16 protein-coding genes are annotated in these 18,639 nt (G+C 72.9%); 4 read left to right on the forward strand and 12 right to left on the reverse strand.

The window, feature by feature from the left end; translation table 11 throughout:
* Positions 1 to 13 precede the first annotated feature (13 nt).
* Positions 14 to 373, reverse strand: a complete 360-nt coding sequence (locus R2737_10700; GenBank protein ID MEZ5116726.1) for an RNA polymerase-binding protein RbpA — start codon at positions 371 to 373, stop codon at positions 14 to 16.
* 186 nt (positions 374 to 559) lie between these two features.
* On the opposite strand from R2737_10700, the gene R2737_10705 reads away from it, so the two are divergent.
* Complete coding sequence (locus R2737_10705; protein MEZ5116727.1) at positions 560 to 994, forward strand: hypothetical protein; 435 nt, start codon at positions 560 to 562, stop codon at positions 992 to 994.
* A gap of 35 nt (positions 995 to 1,029) precedes the next feature.
* Here the strand turns inward: R2737_10705 and R2737_10710 are convergent, their stop codons facing one another.
* From R2737_10710 to R2737_10720, 3 genes are read right to left on the reverse strand one after another with little or no spacing between them, the layout of a single operon-like run.
* Entirely contained in the window at positions 1,030 to 2,007 is a 978-nt protein-coding gene (locus tag R2737_10710) for a threonine dehydratase (protein ID MEZ5116728.1), read from the reverse strand.
* Entirely contained in the window at positions 2,004 to 3,368 is a 1,365-nt protein-coding gene (locus R2737_10715) for an MFS transporter (GenBank protein ID MEZ5116729.1), read from the reverse strand. Before R2737_10715 ends, R2737_10710 begins: the two co-directional genes overlap by 4 nt.
* 7 nt (positions 3,369 to 3,375) lie before the next feature.
* On the reverse strand, positions 3,376 to 4,182 hold the full coding sequence (locus tag R2737_10720) for a glycerophosphodiester phosphodiesterase (GenBank protein MEZ5116730.1): 807 nt from the start codon (positions 4,180 to 4,182) through the stop codon (positions 3,376 to 3,378).
* A 37-nt stretch (positions 4,183 to 4,219) separates the two neighbouring features.
* On the opposite strand from R2737_10720, the gene R2737_10725 reads away from it, so the two are divergent.
* Both R2737_10725 and R2737_10730 read left to right on the forward strand, forming a co-directional pair.
* The gene (locus R2737_10725) at positions 4,220 to 4,804 is read left to right on the forward strand and encodes a GrpB family protein (GenBank protein MEZ5116731.1); all 585 of its coding nucleotides are present in this window, start codon (positions 4,220 to 4,222) and stop codon (positions 4,802 to 4,804) included.
* Positions 4,805 to 4,967: 163 nt separating this feature from the next.
* Entirely contained in the window at positions 4,968 to 6,113 is a 1,146-nt protein-coding gene (locus tag R2737_10730; protein ID MEZ5116732.1) for a hypothetical protein, read from the forward strand.
* 149 nt (positions 6,114 to 6,262) lie between these two features.
* Here R2737_10730 and R2737_10735 read toward each other — a convergent pair whose 3' ends face one another.
* On the reverse strand, positions 6,263 to 7,972 hold the full coding sequence (locus R2737_10735) for a formate--tetrahydrofolate ligase (protein MEZ5116733.1): 1,710 nt from the start codon (positions 7,970 to 7,972) through the stop codon (positions 6,263 to 6,265).
* 73 nt (positions 7,973 to 8,045) lie between these two features.
* Between R2737_10735 and R2737_10740 the strand changes: the two genes are divergently transcribed.
* Positions 8,046 to 8,423, forward strand: a complete 378-nt coding sequence (locus R2737_10740; protein ID MEZ5116734.1) for an ACT domain-containing protein — start codon at positions 8,046 to 8,048, stop codon at positions 8,421 to 8,423.
* Between the two features lie 35 nt (positions 8,424 to 8,458).
* Here the strand turns inward: R2737_10740 and R2737_10745 are convergent, their stop codons facing one another.
* From R2737_10745 to R2737_10775, 7 genes are all read right to left on the reverse strand, one after another.
* Complete coding sequence (locus R2737_10745) at positions 8,459 to 9,781, reverse strand: hypothetical protein (protein MEZ5116735.1); 1,323 nt, start codon at positions 9,779 to 9,781, stop codon at positions 8,459 to 8,461.
* Between the two features lie 55 nt (positions 9,782 to 9,836).
* The gene (locus R2737_10750; GenBank protein MEZ5116736.1) at positions 9,837 to 10,409 is read right to left on the reverse strand and encodes a 3'-5' exonuclease; all 573 of its coding nucleotides are present in this window, start codon (positions 10,407 to 10,409) and stop codon (positions 9,837 to 9,839) included.
* Positions 10,410 to 10,418: 9 nt separating this feature from the next.
* Positions 10,419 to 10,793, reverse strand: coding sequence for a hypothetical protein (locus tag R2737_10755; GenBank protein MEZ5116737.1), 375 nt, complete (start codon positions 10,791 to 10,793; stop codon positions 10,419 to 10,421).
* A gap of 153 nt (positions 10,794 to 10,946) precedes the next feature.
* Positions 10,947 to 12,263, reverse strand: a complete 1,317-nt coding sequence (locus R2737_10760; protein MEZ5116738.1) for a hypothetical protein — start codon at positions 12,261 to 12,263, stop codon at positions 10,947 to 10,949.
* 2,128 nt (positions 12,264 to 14,391) lie between these two features.
* Entirely contained in the window at positions 14,392 to 16,713 is a 2,322-nt protein-coding gene (locus R2737_10765; GenBank protein MEZ5116739.1) for a hypothetical protein, read from the reverse strand.
* A 77-nt stretch (positions 16,714 to 16,790) separates the two neighbouring features.
* On the reverse strand, positions 16,791 to 17,699 hold the full coding sequence (locus R2737_10770) for a hypothetical protein (GenBank protein MEZ5116740.1): 909 nt from the start codon (positions 17,697 to 17,699) through the stop codon (positions 16,791 to 16,793).
* Position 17,700: 1 nt separating this feature from the next.
* On the reverse strand, positions 17,701 to 18,639 hold the full coding sequence (locus R2737_10775) for a hypothetical protein (GenBank protein ID MEZ5116741.1): 939 nt from the start codon (positions 18,637 to 18,639) through the stop codon (positions 17,701 to 17,703).

Here is an 18,639-nt window from a genome sequence, read left to right on the forward strand (position 1 = left end):
CGGACGCCGGGGGCTACGCGCTCTTGCGACGGGGCTTCTCCCCGCGCTTGGCGCGCAGCAGGTCGAGTCGCTCGGTGAGGAGCTCCTCCAGGTCGTCGAGGGACCGCCGCTCGAGCAGCATGTCCCAGTGCGTGCGGGCCGGCTTGCCCGGCTTGGCCTCGGGCTGCACCCCGTCGCGCCGCAGCGCCAGGGAGCCGCAGCGGCACTCCCACGAGGCGGGGATGTCCTCGGCCTCGACCGAGAAGGGAACCGTCACCACGTGGCCCTTGGGGCAGTCGTAGGTGACGAGCTGCCGCTCGGCCAGCTCCACGTGCTCGTCGTTCTCGTAGCTGGTCGCGCCCAGGCGCGTCCCGCGCAGTGCACCGTCACCCATGTCGAGCCCTCCTCGCACCCGCCCAGCCGGGCAGGCGCCGTTCCTCGGGAATGTCCCTATAACGCCGCTGACGCATGCGGTGTTCCCCGGGTTCCCGCCGGCCAACCCCGAACGGATGCATTCGGAGGCCGACTGTGACCCGGATCACAGCCCGGGCGGGCGCGGGGCGCGGGCAGGATAGCGGCCATGTCGCACCCAGCGGACCCCACGACCGACCCGGCCGGCCAGCCCCGGACCGGCCCACCGGACGTCGTGGTGCCCGCGCTGGCGCTCACCCGGGTCGGGATCGGGATCGGGCTGCTGGTGAGCCCGGTCGGCCTGGCCCGCGGCCTCGGCATCGACGCGGAGACGGCCCGGCGGGTGGGCTGGATGGCCCGGATGGCCGGGGCCCGGGAGGTCGCTCTCGGCCTGGGCTGCCTGCAGGCCTGGCGCCGCGGCGACGCCCTGGACGGATGGGTCGCCGGCCAGGCGCTCTCCGACGGGGTCGACGCGGTCGCCTTCGCGGTCACCGCCGCCCGTGGCGATGTGGGTCCGGTGCGCGGCTGGGCCCTGTCGCTGTTCGCCGCCTCCGGAGCGGTCGCCGAGGCCGTCACCGCGGCCCGGCTGCGTGCGACGCCCTGACGCGGCGTGCTCTGCGATGCGGGCGCGCCCCAGTGTCAGCTGCCGTCGAGCACCCAGGAACGGAACAGGGCGAGGTCGATGTTGCCCCCGGTCAGGACGGTGGCCACGGTCCGGCCGGCGAGGGCGTCGCGCTCAGCCACGATGGCGGCCAGCCCGGCGGCGCCGGCGCCCTCCGCCAGGTTGTGGGTGTCGGTCCACAGCGCTCGCACCGCGGTGGCCACCTGGTCGTCGTCGACCGTCACGATCCGTGCCACCCCGGCCCGGATGGTCTCGAAGGCCACCGGGTCGGGCACCCGGGTGGCCATCCCGTCCGCGTGCGTGGTGGCGTGGTCGGTGGTGACGACCCGGCCGGCCTCGAAGGACAGGGCGTAGGCCGGTGCGCCCGTCGACTGCACGCCGACGACCTCGCACGGCAGCCCCAGCACGTCGCGCACCCCGAGGACCCCGCAGATCCCGGAGCCGAGGCCGATGGGGACGTACACCACCTCCAGGCCGGGCTCCGCGCGGAACAGCTCCCAGGCGTACGTGGCGACGCCCAGGACCAGGTCGGGGGCGAACGACGGGGCGAATTCCAGCTCGCGGCTGTCGGCCAGCTCGGCCGCGTGCGCGCGGGCCTCGTCGAAGTCGTCGCCGTGCTCGACCAGGGTGGCGCCGAGGGCCCGCATGGCCGCGTTCTTCTCGGAGCTGTTGCCGTACGGGACCACGATCGTGACGGGGATGCCGTACCGGCGGCCGGCGTACGCCAGGGACTGGCCGTGGTTGCCGCGGGTCGCGGACACGACCCCCGGGACGTCCGGCCGCTCGCGGCGCAGCCGCTCCAGGAAGACCAGCCCGCCGCGCACCTTGAACGCCCCCGTCGGCGTGTGGTTCTCGTGCTTGACCACGACGCGGGCGCCGACGCGGTCGGCCAGCAGCGGCCAGGCGTACTGAGGCGTGGGGCCGAAGCTGTCGTAGACCACGGCGGCGGCCGCCTCGAGGTCGGCCGCGGTGAAGGGCGCTGCCACCACCGTCACACCACCGCGGGCTCGGGGTTGCCGGCCTCGCGGATCGCGCGCCGGATGTCCACCCGGGTGAGCACCAGTCCGCCGGCCACGAAGAACACCACGAGGGCGATGATCGCGGTGCGGTACGACCCGGTGACGTCCAGGGTGACGGCGAACAGGAAGGTGCCGATCCAGGACGTGCCGCGCTCGCTGATCTCGTACAGCGAGAAGTACTCCGCCTCCTGTGAGCGCGGGATCAGCTGGCTGAACAGCGAGCGGGACAGCGCCTGGCTGCCGCCGAGCACGAAGCCGATCAGGACGGCGAGCAGGTAGAACGGCACCGCCGACCCGGCGGGCAGGAAGTACGCGATGCCCACCACGATCGCCCACACGACCAGGCTGCCCAGGATGGTGCGCTTGGTCCCGAACCGGTACGCCAGCCGCCCCAGCGCGAGGGCGCCGATGAAGGCGACCAGCTGCACCACCAGGACCGCGGTGATGAGCGTGGTGTTGGACAGGTCCAGCTCCTCCGCGCCGTAGGTGGCCGCCAGCGCGATGACGGTCTGGATGCCGTCGTTGTAGAGCAGGTAGGCGAGCAGAAAGAGCAGGGTCATCGGGTAGCCGCGGGCCTCGCGGAAGGTGGTGGCCAGCTGGCGGAACCCGGCGGTGACCGCGGAGGCTCCCGTGGCCGCGTTGCGGGGCGGCCGGTCGCGCAGCCGGCGCAGCGGGATGATCGTGAACAGGGCCCACCAGGCGCCCGCGGACAGCAGGGAGATGCGTACGGCGTCGCCCTCGCTCACCCCGAGGGAGTCGCGCATGGTGTAGAGCACCAGGTTGGCGACGAGCAGCAGGCCGCCGCCGAGGTAGCCCAGCGCCCAACCGCGGGACGACACGGCATCGCGCTCGTCCGGGTCGGCGATGTCGGGCAGGAAGGAGTTGTAGACGACCACGCTGGCGCCGAAGGCCAGGTTGGCGACGACGAGCAGCGCGCCGCCGAGGTGGTAGTTGTCACCGGCGAGGAAGAACATCGACATCGTGGCCAGCGCGCCGACGTAGGCGAGGACGCCCATGACGAGCCGCTTGCGCGGCACCCGGTCGGCGATCGCGCCGACCAGCGGCAGCAGCAGCACCTGCAGCACGACGCTGATGCTCACGACGTACGGGAAGTAGGACTCCGCGCTCACCGAGAGGCCCAGCAGTGTCACGTCCCCGTCGACCGCGCCCGCCTCGGCCACGGAGGTGAGGTAGGGGCCCAGGAAGACCGTGACGACCGTGGTGGAGAACGCCGAGTTGGCCCAGTCGTAGAAGTACCAGCCGCGCTGCTCGCGCCGCCTCTCCGCGCCGGTGTCCGCGCCCGGCGGAGGGGCTACCGACGGTCCCTGACCGGTCACGCGCCGATCATGGCACCCACTGGCCGCGCTCCCGCAGCACCTCGCGCAACTGCGTCGGCCGGTCGGTCATGAGCCCGTCGACGCCGAGGTCGAGCAGACGGGTCATCGCGGCCGGGTCGTTGACCGTCCACACGTGCACCTGCAGCCCGGCCCGGTGCGCGGCGTGCACGAAGCGGCGGTCCACCAGGCGACGCGGGCCCACCCGCTCGGGCACCTGAGCGGCGGCCGCCCCGGGCGGGCGGCGGAAGCGCAGCCCGGCCTCCCGGGTGCTGGTCCGGGTCCGGGTGCGGTCCCGCCGCCGCGACGCGGTGAACAGCCGGGCCACCTCGGCCGGGGTCAGCGCCGTGGCCAGCCGCGGGCCCACCTCGCGTCGCACCGCATCGAGCCGGATCCCGCCGAAGCTGGTGGTGAGGACGCGGTCGACGGTGCCGGTTCGCCGCAGCACCTGCAGGAACGGGCCGACGCTGTGCGCCTCCTTCACGTCGATGTTGAACCGCACGTCCGGGTACTCCTCGAGCAGCTCCTCGAACAGCGGGATGGGCTCGGTGCCGTGGATGCGGGCCTGCCGTACGTCCGCCCACGGCAGGTCGCGGACGGTGCCCTCCCGGTCGGTGGTGCGGGACAGGGTCGCGTCGTGGAAGGCGATGCACACGCCGTCGCGGGTGGCCCGCAGATCGGTCTCGAGGTACCGGTAGCCGAGGTCGACGGCGTGCCGGAACGCGCGGGGCGAGTTCTCCGGCGCCTCCGCCGCGCCGCCGCGGTGGGCGAAGGCGATCGGACCGGGGTGGTCCAGCACCGGGTAGCGGTCGGGCACGGAGGGCAGCCTAGGCGTGGCGTGCCACCATCCTCGGATGGTGGACCGACCGGACGTGCTGACGCTCGCCGACGGGACCCTGGCCGTCGTGGTCCGGCCGTACGACCCCTCCTGGCCGGACGCCTTCGCGGCGCTGGCGACGGTCCTGCGCACGGCGCTCGTCGGTCGGCCCGCGGACCTCCACCACATCGGCTCCACCGCCGTCCCGGGCCTGGCGGCCAAGCCACGGCTGGACGTCCAGGTCTCGGTGCCGGACCTCGCGGCGGCGGACCAGTGCCTGGTGCTGCTCGCGGGCGGCCCGCTGGGGCTGGCGCGGAGCCCGGGGAACACCGACCGGCGCAAGCGGTTCCTGTCGTCGTCGGACCCGGTGCCGGTGAACGTGCACGTCCGGGTGCGTGGGGAGTTCAGCCAGCAGGCGGCGCTGCTGCTGCGGGACTACCTGCGCGCCGACGACGCGGCCCGTGACCGGTATGCGGGCGTCAAGCAGCGGCTGGCGGGGCGGGCCTGGGTCTCGGTGGACGCGTACGCCGACGCCAAGGGGGACGTGGTGTGGGCGCTGCTGCGGGAGGCGGACCGGTGGGCCGCGGGTATCGGCTGGACCCCGCCGCCCTCCGACGCGTAGCCGGGCAGGTGCTGCTCCGCCCGTGGCCCCGCACACCCGCGTTGTGGTGCCGGTTTCGCGAGCTACAGCTCGCGAAACCGGCACCACAACGCGGGTGTGCGGGGGAGCGGGATGGGACCTGGGCCCCTGGGCGTCGCGGGCGCGGCGGGCGCACGCTGGGCTGGTGAGACGGGTGGCCGTGGCATCGCTGAGCGTTGTGCTGCTGCTGCTCACCGCGGCCTGCGGGTCGGCGGTCTCGGAACCGTCCGCGGACCCGGGCGGATCGGGGACGTCGACCGTGGTGCCGGTCCCGAGCGGCGGTGCGAGCCTCCCGGGTGCCAGTTCCGGTCAGCAGGCCCTGGACTCGTTGGTCGCCGGGTTCGGGGACGAGAGCACCGCCACGGGGGTCGTGCTCCTCGCCGCCGACCGGGGGTACGTCCTGCCCCAGATCGTCGAGGCCGCCGTCGCCGGGCGGCTCACCGCTGACGGACAGGTCCAGGGGGCCGACGGGGTGACGGTGCCGCCGGACGGTGCGGCGAGCGACCTGCTGGTCGACGACCTCGCTGCGGTGCGGGTCGACCCGGCGTCATTGCGCACCGACCGGTCCACCTGGCCCGTCAGCGAGGTGGTCCGACGACTCGAGGAGTCCGGCCGCGATCACGGCCCGCTCATCCTGGTGCTCGGTCTGCTCGACTCCGGGTACGACGCCGAGCAGATCACCCTCGCGCTGATGGCGGACGGCGCGACCCGGTTCGACGAACGGAGCTTCGGATACCAGTTGCTCGATGCCGAGGGCGGCGTCGTCGTCCCCGCGGGCCCATCGCTGGGAATCATGCGCGAGGCGCTGGCCGACGTCCTCGGCATCACGCCGGAGCCCCCGGGATCCGCGACCGGTTCGGGTGGGACGGCCACCACGCCGCCCGAGGCGCAGTTCGCCGACCTGGTCCGCCGAGCGGCGGGCGAGTACCTGCTCACCGAGGACCTGGCCGCCACGTTGCTGAACCTGCCCGGTGTCCAAGGAGTGGAGTCCACCGAGGGCAGCCTCACCGTCACACCGGAGGCGCAGGTGAGCGGGGGGTTCTCGTACACGCTGACGGGGACCTCCCAGTTCGGTGCGTCCTCGTGGTCGATCGCCGTCCTGCTGCCGACCAGCGCGCTCGAGCCCCTCGACGACGGGCTCACGTTCTCGGTGGTGGCGCAGGTCGACGAGCCCGCGCCCGGCGGGGGTGTGCGGCGGGTCGAGCAGCCGGCGACCGGGTACGTCGACGTCGACCTCGGCCTGATCACGGTGACGTTCGCCGGGGACTTCGACGTGACCTTCCAGCGCTGAGCGCGCCAAAGCCGCAACACGCCCCCGATTGTTGTGGTGCCGGTTGCGCGAGCTACAGCTCGCGCAACCGGCACCACAACGCAGGGTTCACGGGGTGTGCGGCGCGGGACCGAGACACCGGGGCTGAGCGGGGCGGGGGAGTCGACGGATCAGAACAGGCCCACGACCGAGCCGTCGTCGGCGAGGTCGATCCGCTCCGCCGCGGGGTGCGACGGGAGACCCGGCATCAGCCTCATCTCGCCGCAGACCGCGTACAGGTAGCCCGCACCGGTGCACGCCTTCACCTCGCGGACCGGCAGCCGCCAGCCGCGCGGCGCCCCCTTGAGCGCCGGGTCGTGCGACAGCGACAGGTGCGTCTTGGCCACGCACACGGGCAGGTCGCCCCAGCCCAGCCGCTGGTAGCGGTCCATCTGCCGCTCGGCCGCCGGGGCCAGGTCGATGCCGTCGGCGCCGTACACCTCGGTCGCGATCCGCGACAGGGCGTCGCGCGATGGAGTGCCCACGCCGTACAGCGGGACGAACGTCGACGGCTGCTCGCAGGCCTGCTCCACGGCGTCGGCGAGGGCGAGCGCGCCCTTGCCGCCGTCGCGTACGTGGGTGCTCGGTGCGGCGACCACGTCCATCTCGGCGCACAGCCGCACGACCTCGGCGACCTCGCCGGGGTGGTCGGTGGGGAACACGTTGATGGCGACCACCGGCTGGACGCCGAACCGCCGCAGGATGTCGATGTGCGCGGCCAGGTTCGCGGCACCTGCGCGGACCTCGTCGGGCCGGTCGTCGAGCATCTCCGCCGGCAGCGGCTTGCCCGGCACGATCCGGTGCCGGCCCGACTGGGACTTCATCGATCGGATCGTGGTCACGACAACGGCAGCGTCCGGGGCAAGTCCGGAGGCGCGGCACTTGACGTCGAAGAAGCGCTCGGCGCCCATGTCGGAGCCGAACCCGGCCTCCGTGACCACGTAGTCGGCCCGGGTCGAGGCGATCAGGTCGGCGATCACGGACGAGTTGCCGGTGGCGATGTTGCCGAACGGGCCGGCGTGCACCAGCACGGGCTGCCCCTCGAGGGTCTGCATCAGGTTGGGGCGCAGCGCATCCTTGAGCAGCACCGCCATGGCACCGGCGACGCCGAGGTCGTCAGCGGAGATCGGTTCTCCGCCCGCGGTGAAGCCGACCACGATCCGCCCTAGCCGCACCCGCAGGTCCTGCAGCGACCGGGCCAGGGCGAGGACCGTCATGACCTCGCTGGCGGCGGTGATGTCGAAGCCGGTTTGCCGAGGTACGCCGTCGACTCGCTCGCCGAGGCCGATGACGATGTTGCGCAGTGCGCGGTCGTTGATGTCGAGCACCCGTCGCCAGGTGATCTCGCGCAGGTCCAGCCCGAGCCGGTTGCCCTGGTGCAGGTGGTTGTCGACCACAGCGGCGAGCAGGTTGTGGGCGGCTGTCACCGCGTGCATGTCGCCGGTGAGGTGCAGGTTCATCCGCTCCATAGGCACCACCTGCGACCAGCCGCCGCCGGCCGCGCCGCCCTTGATCCCGAAAGTCGGTCCCTGGGAGGGCTGGCGCAGCGTCAGGACGGGCCGGCGCCCGCGCAGGCCCAGGGCCTGCACGAGTCCGACGGCGGTCGTGGTCTTGCCCTCGCCCAGGGGGGTCGGGGTGACCGCCGTGACCAGCACGTAGCGGGCCGGCGGACCGTCCGGCTCCCGGTCCAGGACCGACAGCTCCAGCTTCGCTACGTCCCGGCCGTACGGCTCCCAGTCGTCCGGGCCAAGCTGCAGGTCGGCGGCGACGTCCGCGATCGGGCGCAGGGTCGCGGACTGGGCGATCTCGAGGTCGGACGGCTGGGGGGTGGCGCTGTTCATGGGGCCAGCCTGGACCCTGCCGCCCGTCGCCGTCCTGCCGATCCGGCGAACCGACGTCTGGCACAGTGACCGCGTGGACCTTCGCGTACTGCCCGAGCGGCTCGCGGTGTGCCGGCTGGCGTCGGACTCGCCCTGGCCGTCCCCGCCGACCGGAACATCGTTCTTCAGCGTCACGCGTACGGAAGCGGAGATCTCCGTGGTCTGCCTGGAGGATGCCGTCCCCTCGGACGCGCGGGTCGAGACCGACTGGCGGGCGCTGGAGGTCGCCGGCCCGCTCGACTTCTCCATGGTGGGCGTGATGGCGTCGCTGACGGCCCCGCTGGCCGATGTCGACGTGAGCGTGTTCGTGGTGTCGACGTACGACACCGACTACGTGCTGGTGCACGCGGCCGCGCTCGAGCGCGCGGTGGAGGCGCTACGCGCGGCGGGGCACGCGGTCCACGCCGGCTGAGGCGCCCGGCGGGATTCCGGGTGCGGTCGAGCGGCTCAGCCGCGGTAGCCGTGCTCCACCATGTAGCCGCGGATCTCGGGCATCGCGACCAGCTTGTCGTGGAAGTAGTTGTTCACCAGGTTCATCATCTCGGCCCGGGCGACCTCGACGTCGGTGGTGAGCGGTTGCCCGGGGACCTGGTCCTCCAGGGCGCGGCGCAGCCGCATCAGGTGCCGCACCGCGGTGACCTCCTGGTCGCCGTCGAGCTGCTCGACGACCGACATGGTCAGCGCGTCCGCCTGGTCCAGCACCGCCCGGATCGGGATCTGCGACCCCGGCAGGCAGCACTCCTCCATGGTGCGCAGCAGCGCCCACACCTGGTACAGCAGTGAGGCCGGCTCGTCGAACAGCTCCCGGATGAAGGCGGCCTCGGGGTAGCGACCGGTGAGCCGGAACACGTTGTACATCCGCTTCGCGGCCTTGCCGTAGTTGACGTCCTTGCCCAGGTACTTGGCGATCTCGTGCTCGAGCCCGTCGACGTAGTCGTCGAGGGCGTCGCCGGACACGTGCTGGGCGAGCTTGGCGAAGATCGGTACGGACGTCGCGTCGAGGTAGATCTCCTGGAAGTACGGGTCGAGGAACCCGTCCAGCGGGGTGATGGTCCCGTCCGGGGCCTCCCACGTGACGTCGAGCATGTTGCTGGCGTTGACCAGCGTGCCGCGGACCCGGTCGGCGACGACCCAGTCCAGCTTGCACCAGCCGGGGTCGTGCGCGACGTCGGCCCAGCGGATGGTCAACGGCTGCCCGTCCGGCAGCGTGGTGTGGATCTCCCCGTCGCGCATCTCGTTCGGCTGCCACGCGATCGGCGTGCCGTGCCGGCGGACCTCGCCGCCCCGCACCACGTCCGCCGGGTAGTTGCCGAACTTCACCTCGCGCAGCATGTGGTCGTCGCCACCCATGGTGGCCAGCGCCTTCTGCCGGATCAGGTCGGCGAGCAGGTCGCAGGCCACCTCCCGCGTCGTGGCGTGGATGTTGACCCGCTCGAAGTAGTCCGCATCCCCCGGGTAGGCCTGGATCTTCGACTGCGCGGCGGAACCGGACAGGGCCAACGCGGTCTCCACCACGCCGGGGATGTCCGCGAACTCGACCAGGCGGCCGATGCTGCGGAAGTGCTGCAGGTCGGCATCGCTGAAGTCGAGCATCGACACCCGGTGCCCGAAGACGCCGGTCCGCTCGTCGTGCACGACGTCGCCGCCGGGCTGCTCCGCCGCCAGGGCGCTCATCCACGCCAGCGCGTCCGCCTCGTCGAGCTCCACACCGAGCCGCTGGGCCGCCTCGATCACCCGGCGCAGGGCGTCGTCGGGTGTCAGGTCCGCCATGGGGTCCTCCTCGCGAGGTCAGGGTTCGGTGCGCGGTCCGAGTGCAGGGCCGTGGTCACGACCGGGGGGCCAGCCGTGCTGACGGCTCGTCCGGGACCCCCGTCATCCGGCGGAAGAGCCGGGCCTGGTCGCGGGCGTCCTGCAGCGCGTTGTGGCTCAGTCCGGCCGGCAGGCCGTACGCATGGGCGGCGTGCCGGAATCCGGTGGCTCCGAAGGGGACCCGGGCCAGGCCCATGTAGTACGACTTCACATCCAGCGCGGAGTGACCGAACGGGTTCTCGCCGACGTAGCGCAGCAGGTAGTCGTGGACGAACATCCAGTCGAAGGGCGCGTTGAACGCGGTGAACACCGGGCGGCACCCCTCCGGCGTGACCTGTCCGACCCAGTCGACGAAGGCGCGCATCGCTGCTGCCGGGTCCGCCCCCTCGTCCCGGAGCCGTTCCAGCGACAGGCCACTGACCGCGAGCGCGTCCGGGTCCACGTCGTCGCGGTCAGGGCGCAGCTCGACGTAGAAGCCGTCGTCCGGACGCGTCACGAGGCACGCGCCCAGCGCGATCATCGCGTGCCGGTGCGGGGTCGGTCCGGTCGTCTCGACATCGATGGAGACGTAGACCTCGGGTGTCGGCACCCGGTCACCCTAGTGGCGGCCACCTCGGCGCCGGGTCGGTGCGGGACGTTCCGGGGCGAGTGTGTCGGTGATGCGATGGACCAGCTCCGCCTCGCGATGGAACCGGGCCCGGTCGTCGTCCGGGCTGACGCTCTCCGCGTCGAGCAACAGCCGCTCGGCCTGCCGCAACATCGGCGGCGGCAGATCGTCCAGACCCGTCGCCTGGGTCTGCAGCGACCGGATCAGCCGCCGGTCCGCCCAGGTGTACAGGGGCCCGTATTCGACGGTGAGCGCGTGCACGGCCCGTCCCAATGTGCGGACCAGCCGGGCGATCTCGGGGGCGAGGTACGGCTCCGGCTCGGGACCGCGCCGGGGCGGCAGGATCCGCGGTACCCGCACGGACATGACCACCCCCGGCGTCGCGTGTGCTGCCGTCCTTCGACGGTACGTCGCTCCGCAGGGTGAGGCAGCGCCGCCGTGCCGGGGCGTGACGAACGGCACGCCGTCGTCATCCGACCGTGACCGGACCGTGACGGTGCGGGCAGCGGGTGGCTCGACTCAGGGCAGCGGCACCAGGGCGGAGCCGTCGACCCAGGCCTGCCAGCCGTTCTCGCACACGATGTGCGACCACGGACCCCACTCGCGGTCGACGGCCACGGGCAGGCCGGGGTCGAGCGTGGCGACCGGCTGGCCCTGGGGGTCCGGCTCGGCGAAGGCCCACAGGCCGGCCGCGGGCGCCGCATGGGTCGGGGTCCAGACGGGGGGAGCGTCCGAGACGGGCTCCGGCGGGGTCTGTGCTACAGGTTCTACTGGGGCCGGCGGGGCCGGGGCGACGGGCTGCGCTGGCTCTGGCTCGGGGGGCGTGACTCGTTCGGGTGCAGCGGCAGCAGCAGCGGGAGCCGGTCCCTCGCCCGACGACTCCAGCAGCTCCAGCTCCTCCCGGGTGAGCAGCATGCCGAGGACCAGCCAGCGCAGGGTCGCCCGGTCGACCTCCGACCACTCGAACAGCGGCTCCTGCCCGGTGGGGGTGATGACGCGGAACGCCAGGGTCCGGTCACCGACCCGGGTCGCGGTCATCGAGGCGTGCGCGGCGCGGCCGTCGGCGTACTCGGTGCGGCCGACACCGAGCACTGCGGTGGCGTCCCCGGTGAGCGCAGCTTCGACGATCGCCGACGGGCGCACGGTGTCCAGATCGAGGTCGAGGTAGCCGCCCTGCACCAGGGAGCTGATCGCCGCATCGACGGTATGCCGGTCCTGCACCAGCGCCAGCACCGCGTCCGGCCCCGCCGCGATGGCGAACGGCATCGCGTACCCGGCGATGTGCGAGTCACGGGCCACGGCGGAACGCAGGTCCGCCAGCGTCATCGGCGTGGGGTCCTCCCGCAGCCGACGCAGTGCGGACGCCAGCACGAACGCCTCGGCCGCAGTGCCGCGGAAGCGGAAGCCGGAGGGTTCCGGCTCCGAGCGGTCGCCGGACAGGCCCGACACCAGGGTGAGGATCGCGGCCGTGCGGGTGAGCGGGAAGGACAGCCGGGTGGTCCCGTCGGCGATCACCGTGCACTCGGCGACGACGTTGTCTCGTCGGCAGATCGTGAACCCGGGGATGGTCGGGTCGTTCACACCGAGGTCGATGACCTCGTCGGGCTGCGCGCAGGCGAACAGCACCGACCGGACCGGCAGGCTCACCCTCCAGCCCGTGCCCGCGGGGCGCACCAGTCCGGACCGTTCGAGCAGGTCCCAACCGGGCTCGCCGGGGGCGATCGGCCGTGGGAACGCACGGACGACTCGCAGCGGCGACCCGGTGCGCGGCTCCGGGACGCCACCGATCGCCAGCAGGGTCGCGACCTGCCAGTCGGTGAGGATGAACGTCGGCACCGGACCCCCTAGAACCAGCTCTTGACCCAGCCGCCGAAACGGCTGGCGGAGTCTGCCAACGCCTCGGCCGACTGCGACGCGAACGCCGCCCCGCCCTCGACGAAGTCGGACGCGAAGCCGGTGACCCCGCGTTCGCCGATGCCGCGGGCGATCTCCTCGTAGCCCTGGGCGACCGTGCCCAGCAGCGGCGTGCGCTTGATGACGTCGGTGGTCGTGTCCACCGCCTCCGACCAGTAGTCGTCGCCGACTCCGTTGTTCCAGATGGTGCGGCAGTCCTCGATGAAGTCGCCCATGGTGGTGCTGGGGTCCACGCCGAGCTCCACCGCGATCTTCGTGATGTGCGCGAGACCTTGGAGCGGAGCCCCGTGCTCACCGCGTTCGACCGAGTCCGCGAAGTTGGCCATGCTCTCGTTGAGGACCTCGGAACCCGCGCCGGTCTGGTAGATCTGCTGGAGGTCGGACGCGAGGTTGCCCCCGTCGGTGCGGGCCATCTCCTCGCCGAGGAACTGCGACGCGACCGCGTAGCCCTTCATCGGGTCGGTGCCCTGGCGGTTCGCGACCGACTCGGCGAAGTTGTCGATGGCCGTGGTGTCGATGCGGCCCTGGGAGATGCTGTCGCTGATGGCCTGGACGCCGGCTCGGCCGGCCTCGTAGCCGGTGCCGACGAAGTTCTCCACCACCTGGTCGGGGAGCGCGCCGCGCAACTCGTTGGGCAGCAGCGCCTGTCCCACCATCGACGACCGTGGGTCGCACACCCCGGACGCCATGGCGGCGTTGCCGGCCGCGGTCTGCGCGGTCGCGACGGCGGCCGCCTCGGTTGGGTCCATCCCTCGGGCGATGTTCTGCTGGGTGTACTGGATGACGGTGCCGGCGTCGGAGATGCGGCCCATGGTGTCCATGCCGCGCGGGCCGGCCTCCGGCGCGCGGGTACGCGCGTCGTCGACGCCCGGGGTCCGGGCTCCCTCGGGAGCACCGGGTACCCGCTCTGTGCCGGCGGCCGGCATGTCGCCGCGCCACTTGGTCGCCGCCTCGATGTTGCTGGCGACGATCCGGTTCGCCTTGTCCAGGTTGAGGCCTTCGATGTCGGGTGCCGCGGCCCGCAGCTGCTGGTCGATCTGCCCCGGTGGGATCTCGCCCCGTCCCGCCCGGTCCAAGACGTCGGCGATCCGCTCGAGCCGCTCGAGCTTCGCCGGGTCGACGCCAGGGTCGGTACGCAGCTCCGGCAGCAGCTTGGAGTTCATGTCCTTCGCCGTGCCGCGGGCGATCTCCTGGTCCGCCGTCGCCTGGGAGATGACGCCCTCGTGCACCAGGTGCTGCAGGTGCTCGGCCTTGAACCGGGTGACGTCGCCGGTCTGGCCGCCCCAGTCCGGGTTGAACGGGCGGTTGGCCGGGTCGTTGCCGAGCACTGCTAGGTCGCGGTAGGCCTCGGGGTTGGCGGCCTGGGTCACGCCCTGGAACGCGCGCTCCGCGTTGCCTCCGGTGACGTCGCGGTAGGAGCCCTCGTACGCGACCGACGCGATCTCGTTCCACCGGCTCGGCGACAGGTCCACGACGGTCTTGCCGGCGTCGAGGTCGGTCTGGATCCGCTGGAGCTGATCGGAGATGCGCTGCGCCTCGGCCGAGCCGGCCGGTGCGTTGCGGAGTTGGGTCTCCAGCACGTTCTTGGCCTGGTTCAGGTCGATCGTCATCCGGGATTCGGCCTGGGCCTGGCGAAGCTCGGCGGCCACGGCGCGGGCCTCGGGCGACCCCGGTTCCAGCTGCGCGAGCCGATCGGACAGCTCGCGGACGCGCGCCTCGTTCAGGCCGACGTCCCTGTCCATGCCGGCGGTGCCTTCGCTGGTGACGTTGCGGAAGTCGGTGATGTCGCCTGCAGGTCCGCCCGTGCGGGTCTGGTCGACCGTGAGTTCGTTGCCGCCCCGGCGGATGCCCATCTCGTTCATCTTGTCGACGAAGTCGGCGTCGACCTTGTCGTACTCGCCGCGCAGCGCGGCGTCGTAGGCGGCGGCCGTCGGACCCCGGCCCTCGGCCTTGAGCTCGGCTTTCGCCTGGAAGTTCTCGTTGATGTCCAGGACCGTCTGGCGCATCTGCGCCTCGAGCTCCGCGCGTACGGCAGGGTCGGTCTCGGTGCTCAACCGGTCCTGCAGGTCGCGGAACTGCTCGACCAACTCGTGTCCCTGCGCGCGCTCCGCGACCCACTGCTGGTCCTTGGCGATCCGGCTCGCCGCATCCTCGGGGGACAGCCACTCGTCGCCGTACCGGACGTTGCCGTCCGGGTCGGCCCACAGCCGCTCGCCGGTGGTCGGATCCACCAGCGGCTTGCCGTCGCCGTCGACCGCCGGCACGTCGCCGGGCCGCTGCCGCCACTTCTCGTGGTCGGGCGGCGGGATCTCACCCTCCTCCGCCGTGGGCTCCTCGCCCTCGGGGGTCTCGCCCTCGCCGGGCTCTTCGCCTTCGGTGGTCTCGCCTTCGCCGGGCTCTTCGCCTTCGGTGGTCTCGCCTTCGCCGGGCTCTTCGCCTTCGGTGGTCTCGCCTTCGCCGGGCTCTTCGCCTTCGGGCGTCTCGTCCGCGCCGGGCTCTTCGCCTTCGGGCGTCTCGTCCGCGCCGGGCTCTTCGCCTTCGGGCGTCTCGTCCGCGCCGGGCTCTTCGCCTTCGGGCGTCTCGCCTTCGGGCGTCTCGCCTTCGGGCGTCTCGTCCGCGCCGGGCTCTTCGCCTTCGGGCGTCTCGCCTTCGGGCGTCTCGCCTTCGGGCGTCTCGCCTTCGGGCGTCTCGCCTTCGGGCGTCTCACCTTCGCCGGGCTCCTCGCCTTCGGGCGTCTCGCCTTCGGGCGTCTCACCTTCGCCGGGGGTCTCGCCCTCGGGGGTCTCACCCTCGGGGGTCTCACCCTCGGGGGTCTCACCCTCGGGGGTCTCACCCTCGGGGGTCTCACCCTCGGGCGTCTCGCCCTCGCCGGGCTCCTCGCCTTCGGGCGTCTCACCCTCGCCGGGGTCTCGCCCTCGGGCGTCTCACCCTCGGGCGTCTCACCCTCGCCGGGGGTCTCGCCCTCGGGCGTCTCACCCTCGGGCGTCTCACCCTCGCCGGGGGTCTCGCCCTCGGGCGTCTCACCCTCGGGCGTCTCACCCTCGGGCGTCTCACCCTCGGGCGTCTCACCCTCGGGCGTCTCACCCTCGGGCGTCTCACCCTCGGGCGTCTCACCCTCGCCGGGGGTCTCGCCCTCGGGCGTCTCACCTTCCGGCGTCTCACCTTCGGGGGTCGTGCCCCCGCCGGACCACCCGTCGGCACCTTCGAACAGGTCACGGGGGCCCTCGACGCCCTCGGCCGTGGTGACGCCGCCGGCCTCCGGTCCCGGCGGGGTCTCCGACGTGCCCCACTCCCAGCCCGGGGGAAGCGGCGGGATGTCGAGACCCTGCTGCTGCCGCCAGCCGATGTACTGCTCGAACCCGGATCCGTCGTCGGGGACGTCGGGGTACTGCGACCGGAAGTCCTCGTACGCCGGGTCGCTGAGCAGGTCGTCGACCCAGGCGCCCATCGCCGGGTCGCCGCCGCCGGGGGCGCCGCTGTTCGCCGCCTCGCCCGCCATCTCGCCGGCGAAGGACCCGACGACAGCTCCGGCTGCGGAGGTCACACCGCCGACCACCGCGGCTTGGCGGACCGTCTCCGAGCCCGCGCACTGCTGCAGCCACTGCGACCAGGACTCGCCACACTCCCAGTAGCCGCCGTCGTCGGCCCAGGCCGCGGACTCGCGCAGCAGCGAGTCGAGCATCCCCGCCGCCGCGACCAGGCCGATCAGCAGTGTCGCTGCCGGCGGGGGTGCCGTACGCGAACGGATGCTCAAGGCGAACGCGATCGCCGCGAGAGCGAGCGCCAAGGCGATCTTCAGGGTGGTGTCGGTGATCACGAAGGCCGCGGCGAGGGAGGCGGCCGTCCCCAGGAAGCTCACCGCGGTCGACAGCATCCCCGTGTCGGGGGAGAGCGACGTGGTGGGGGAGACCTTGCCGATGACGGCGTTGACCGCCCGGTACGCGCTGCTCGACAGCAGGTTGCCCACCACCGTCGGCATCGCGACGAGAATGCCGGCGGACAGGACGATGCCCAGCGACGGCCCGATCAGCAGCGCCGCGCCCATTCCTGCTGCGGCACCCCAGAAGAGGTGAACCCGCGCCGCAGCGCCGTCCGCGCGCACCAGGGACAGCAGACCCCGCGGGAGGCCCCGCATGTCGCGCCAGAAGCGCTTGCCGCCGACCGCCTTGCGGTATCCCACCAGCGAGAAGATCAGGGCGGGCAACAACGCCCAGAAGAGACCACCCTGCAGGAAGTTGCCCTGGCCGGTGGCCGCAGACCCGGGCGGGACGTTGAATCCGTCGTAGCGGGCGGCCATCAGCCACACGTTGACGACGTACCCGACCACCCCCGCGCCGATGGCGGCGGCGATCGTGGACGGCAGCCGATGCACCAGCCACTTCGGGAAGCGCCGCAGCAGGGCCCCGAACCCATGGGGCTCGGGAGGCGGAATCGCTGCGGCGGACGCTGTCATCGGGGTGGCTTCGCCCCCGGACCGAGCGCGACCAGGAGTCCGCCGACGATGGTGACGTAGACGCCGAACCCCACGGTGCTGAACAGCGTCGGTGCGTCCGGCGTGCCCGCCGGGATCTCGGAGAGCTGGCGCTGGATCTGGGCGACCCACAGCGACGCGGCCAGCACGACCGTCCAGCCCGCGATCCGCCGGAACAGGGTCCAGCGCGGACTCACCGAGCCGATGACGGCCACCACGGCTGCGGCGATGAGCAGGACCACCACGTCGATGGGTCCGTCGGAGACGGTGTTGATGTCGACCAGCGCCTGCAGCGGGATGTCCGGGCTGCCGATGCTGGGGGCGCCCTGGAGGGACAGCCACGGCAGGAACGCCCCGACGACGACCACCGCGGCACCGATCATCGCGATCCCGAGCCGCATCGGGGTCGACCCCGCGCGGGCCGCGCCCGTGGCTGCGATGGCCGCCGGAGGCATGCCCTGCGGGTAGGCGGCCGTGTACGCCTGCGCGTACGAGCCCAGCTGCCCTGGCTGGCCCGGCCCCGGATACGCGGCGGGTGGCGGTGCGCCATACGCGGCCTGCTGCGGCGCGGCATACGCGGTCGGAGGCGGCGCGGTCGGAGGCGGCGCGGCGTACGCCGGCGGAGGAGCGGAGGGGGGCGGGGGAGGGGGTGCCGCTGGGGGCGGAGGCGCCGGGGCAGCGCGTACCGGTGCCAGCGCGGACCCGTCGACCCAGCAGGTCCACCCGTTGGAGCAGGCAACCCGGGACCACCCGCCCCAGGTCTGCAGCAATGAGACCTCCAGCCACGGGTCCAGCCGGGCCTCGGGTGCCAGTGCCGGGTCCGGTCGCGTCCACGCGTCCAGGCCACCGTCGGGGACGGTGTGGGTGGGGACGAACCCGGCGTTCATGTCAGCCTCCCGACGTCACGGCGCCCGGCATCTCGGGGTCGGAGATCACGTAGCCACTGGACCGACCTGTGCCGGCGACGCCGATGCGACGGACGCCGGGGTCCGTGATGCACACCGTCGCCTCGCCGCCGGCGGGGACCTCGGGGGCGTCCGGGATGCCCTCGAGCTGGATCGGGGCGTCGGACGAGTTGGACACGGGGACGCAGGTGCCGGTCGGCACCCGCACCCAGGTGGGTTGCAGTTTCCCCGTCCCGACGTCGAACGTGGCCACCTGGGTTCCGGTGGAGAACGGCCGCAGCCAGACCAGCAGGACGACGAGCAGCAGGCCGAAGGCCGCCGGGACGGTCCACGGGCTGATCTCGTCCAGCTTCGCCTTCATCTCGCGCGGCCGTCTCGTCATCCAGCCCAGCGCGAGTCCGTAGGGGATGTGAGCCGCGTAGGCGATGGCGATGACGTCGTACTTGCCGGTGAGTGCGTAGTACGTGGCGAACGGCGTGACGATCGTCGCGCTCTCCAGGACCATCGCCCACAGCACGGCCCACCACAACGACCGTCCGAGCATGGCGGCCGCGTAGGCGATGCCGAAGCAGATGCCGTTGAGGAAATGGTACGTCCACCCGGCGAACGCGGTCACGTCGGACGACGCGGTCGCGTCGGTCAGCAGGACGCCGTACGACTCGATCGGGGCCAGCACACCGCGCCCGGCCATCACGAACGGGACGCGGAACAGGTCGTACCCGACGGTGCCGATCAGACCGCCGAGGGCGCCCAGGGAGATGACCAGCCGCAGCCGCTCGTACCCGGGTGTGCGCCAGGCGACCACCGCGGCCACCGCGATCACGACGAGCGCCGGGAGGGAGACGAACAGGAACCACGCGGAGAACGAACCGAGCCCGAACACCCACACGAGCAGCGGTGCCACGTTCAGCAGGGCCAGCAC

The sequence above is a fragment of the Candidatus Nanopelagicales bacterium genome (assembly GCA_041393815.1).
GTDB lineage: Bacteria > Actinomycetota > Actinomycetes > S36-B12 > JAWKJK01 > JAWKJK01.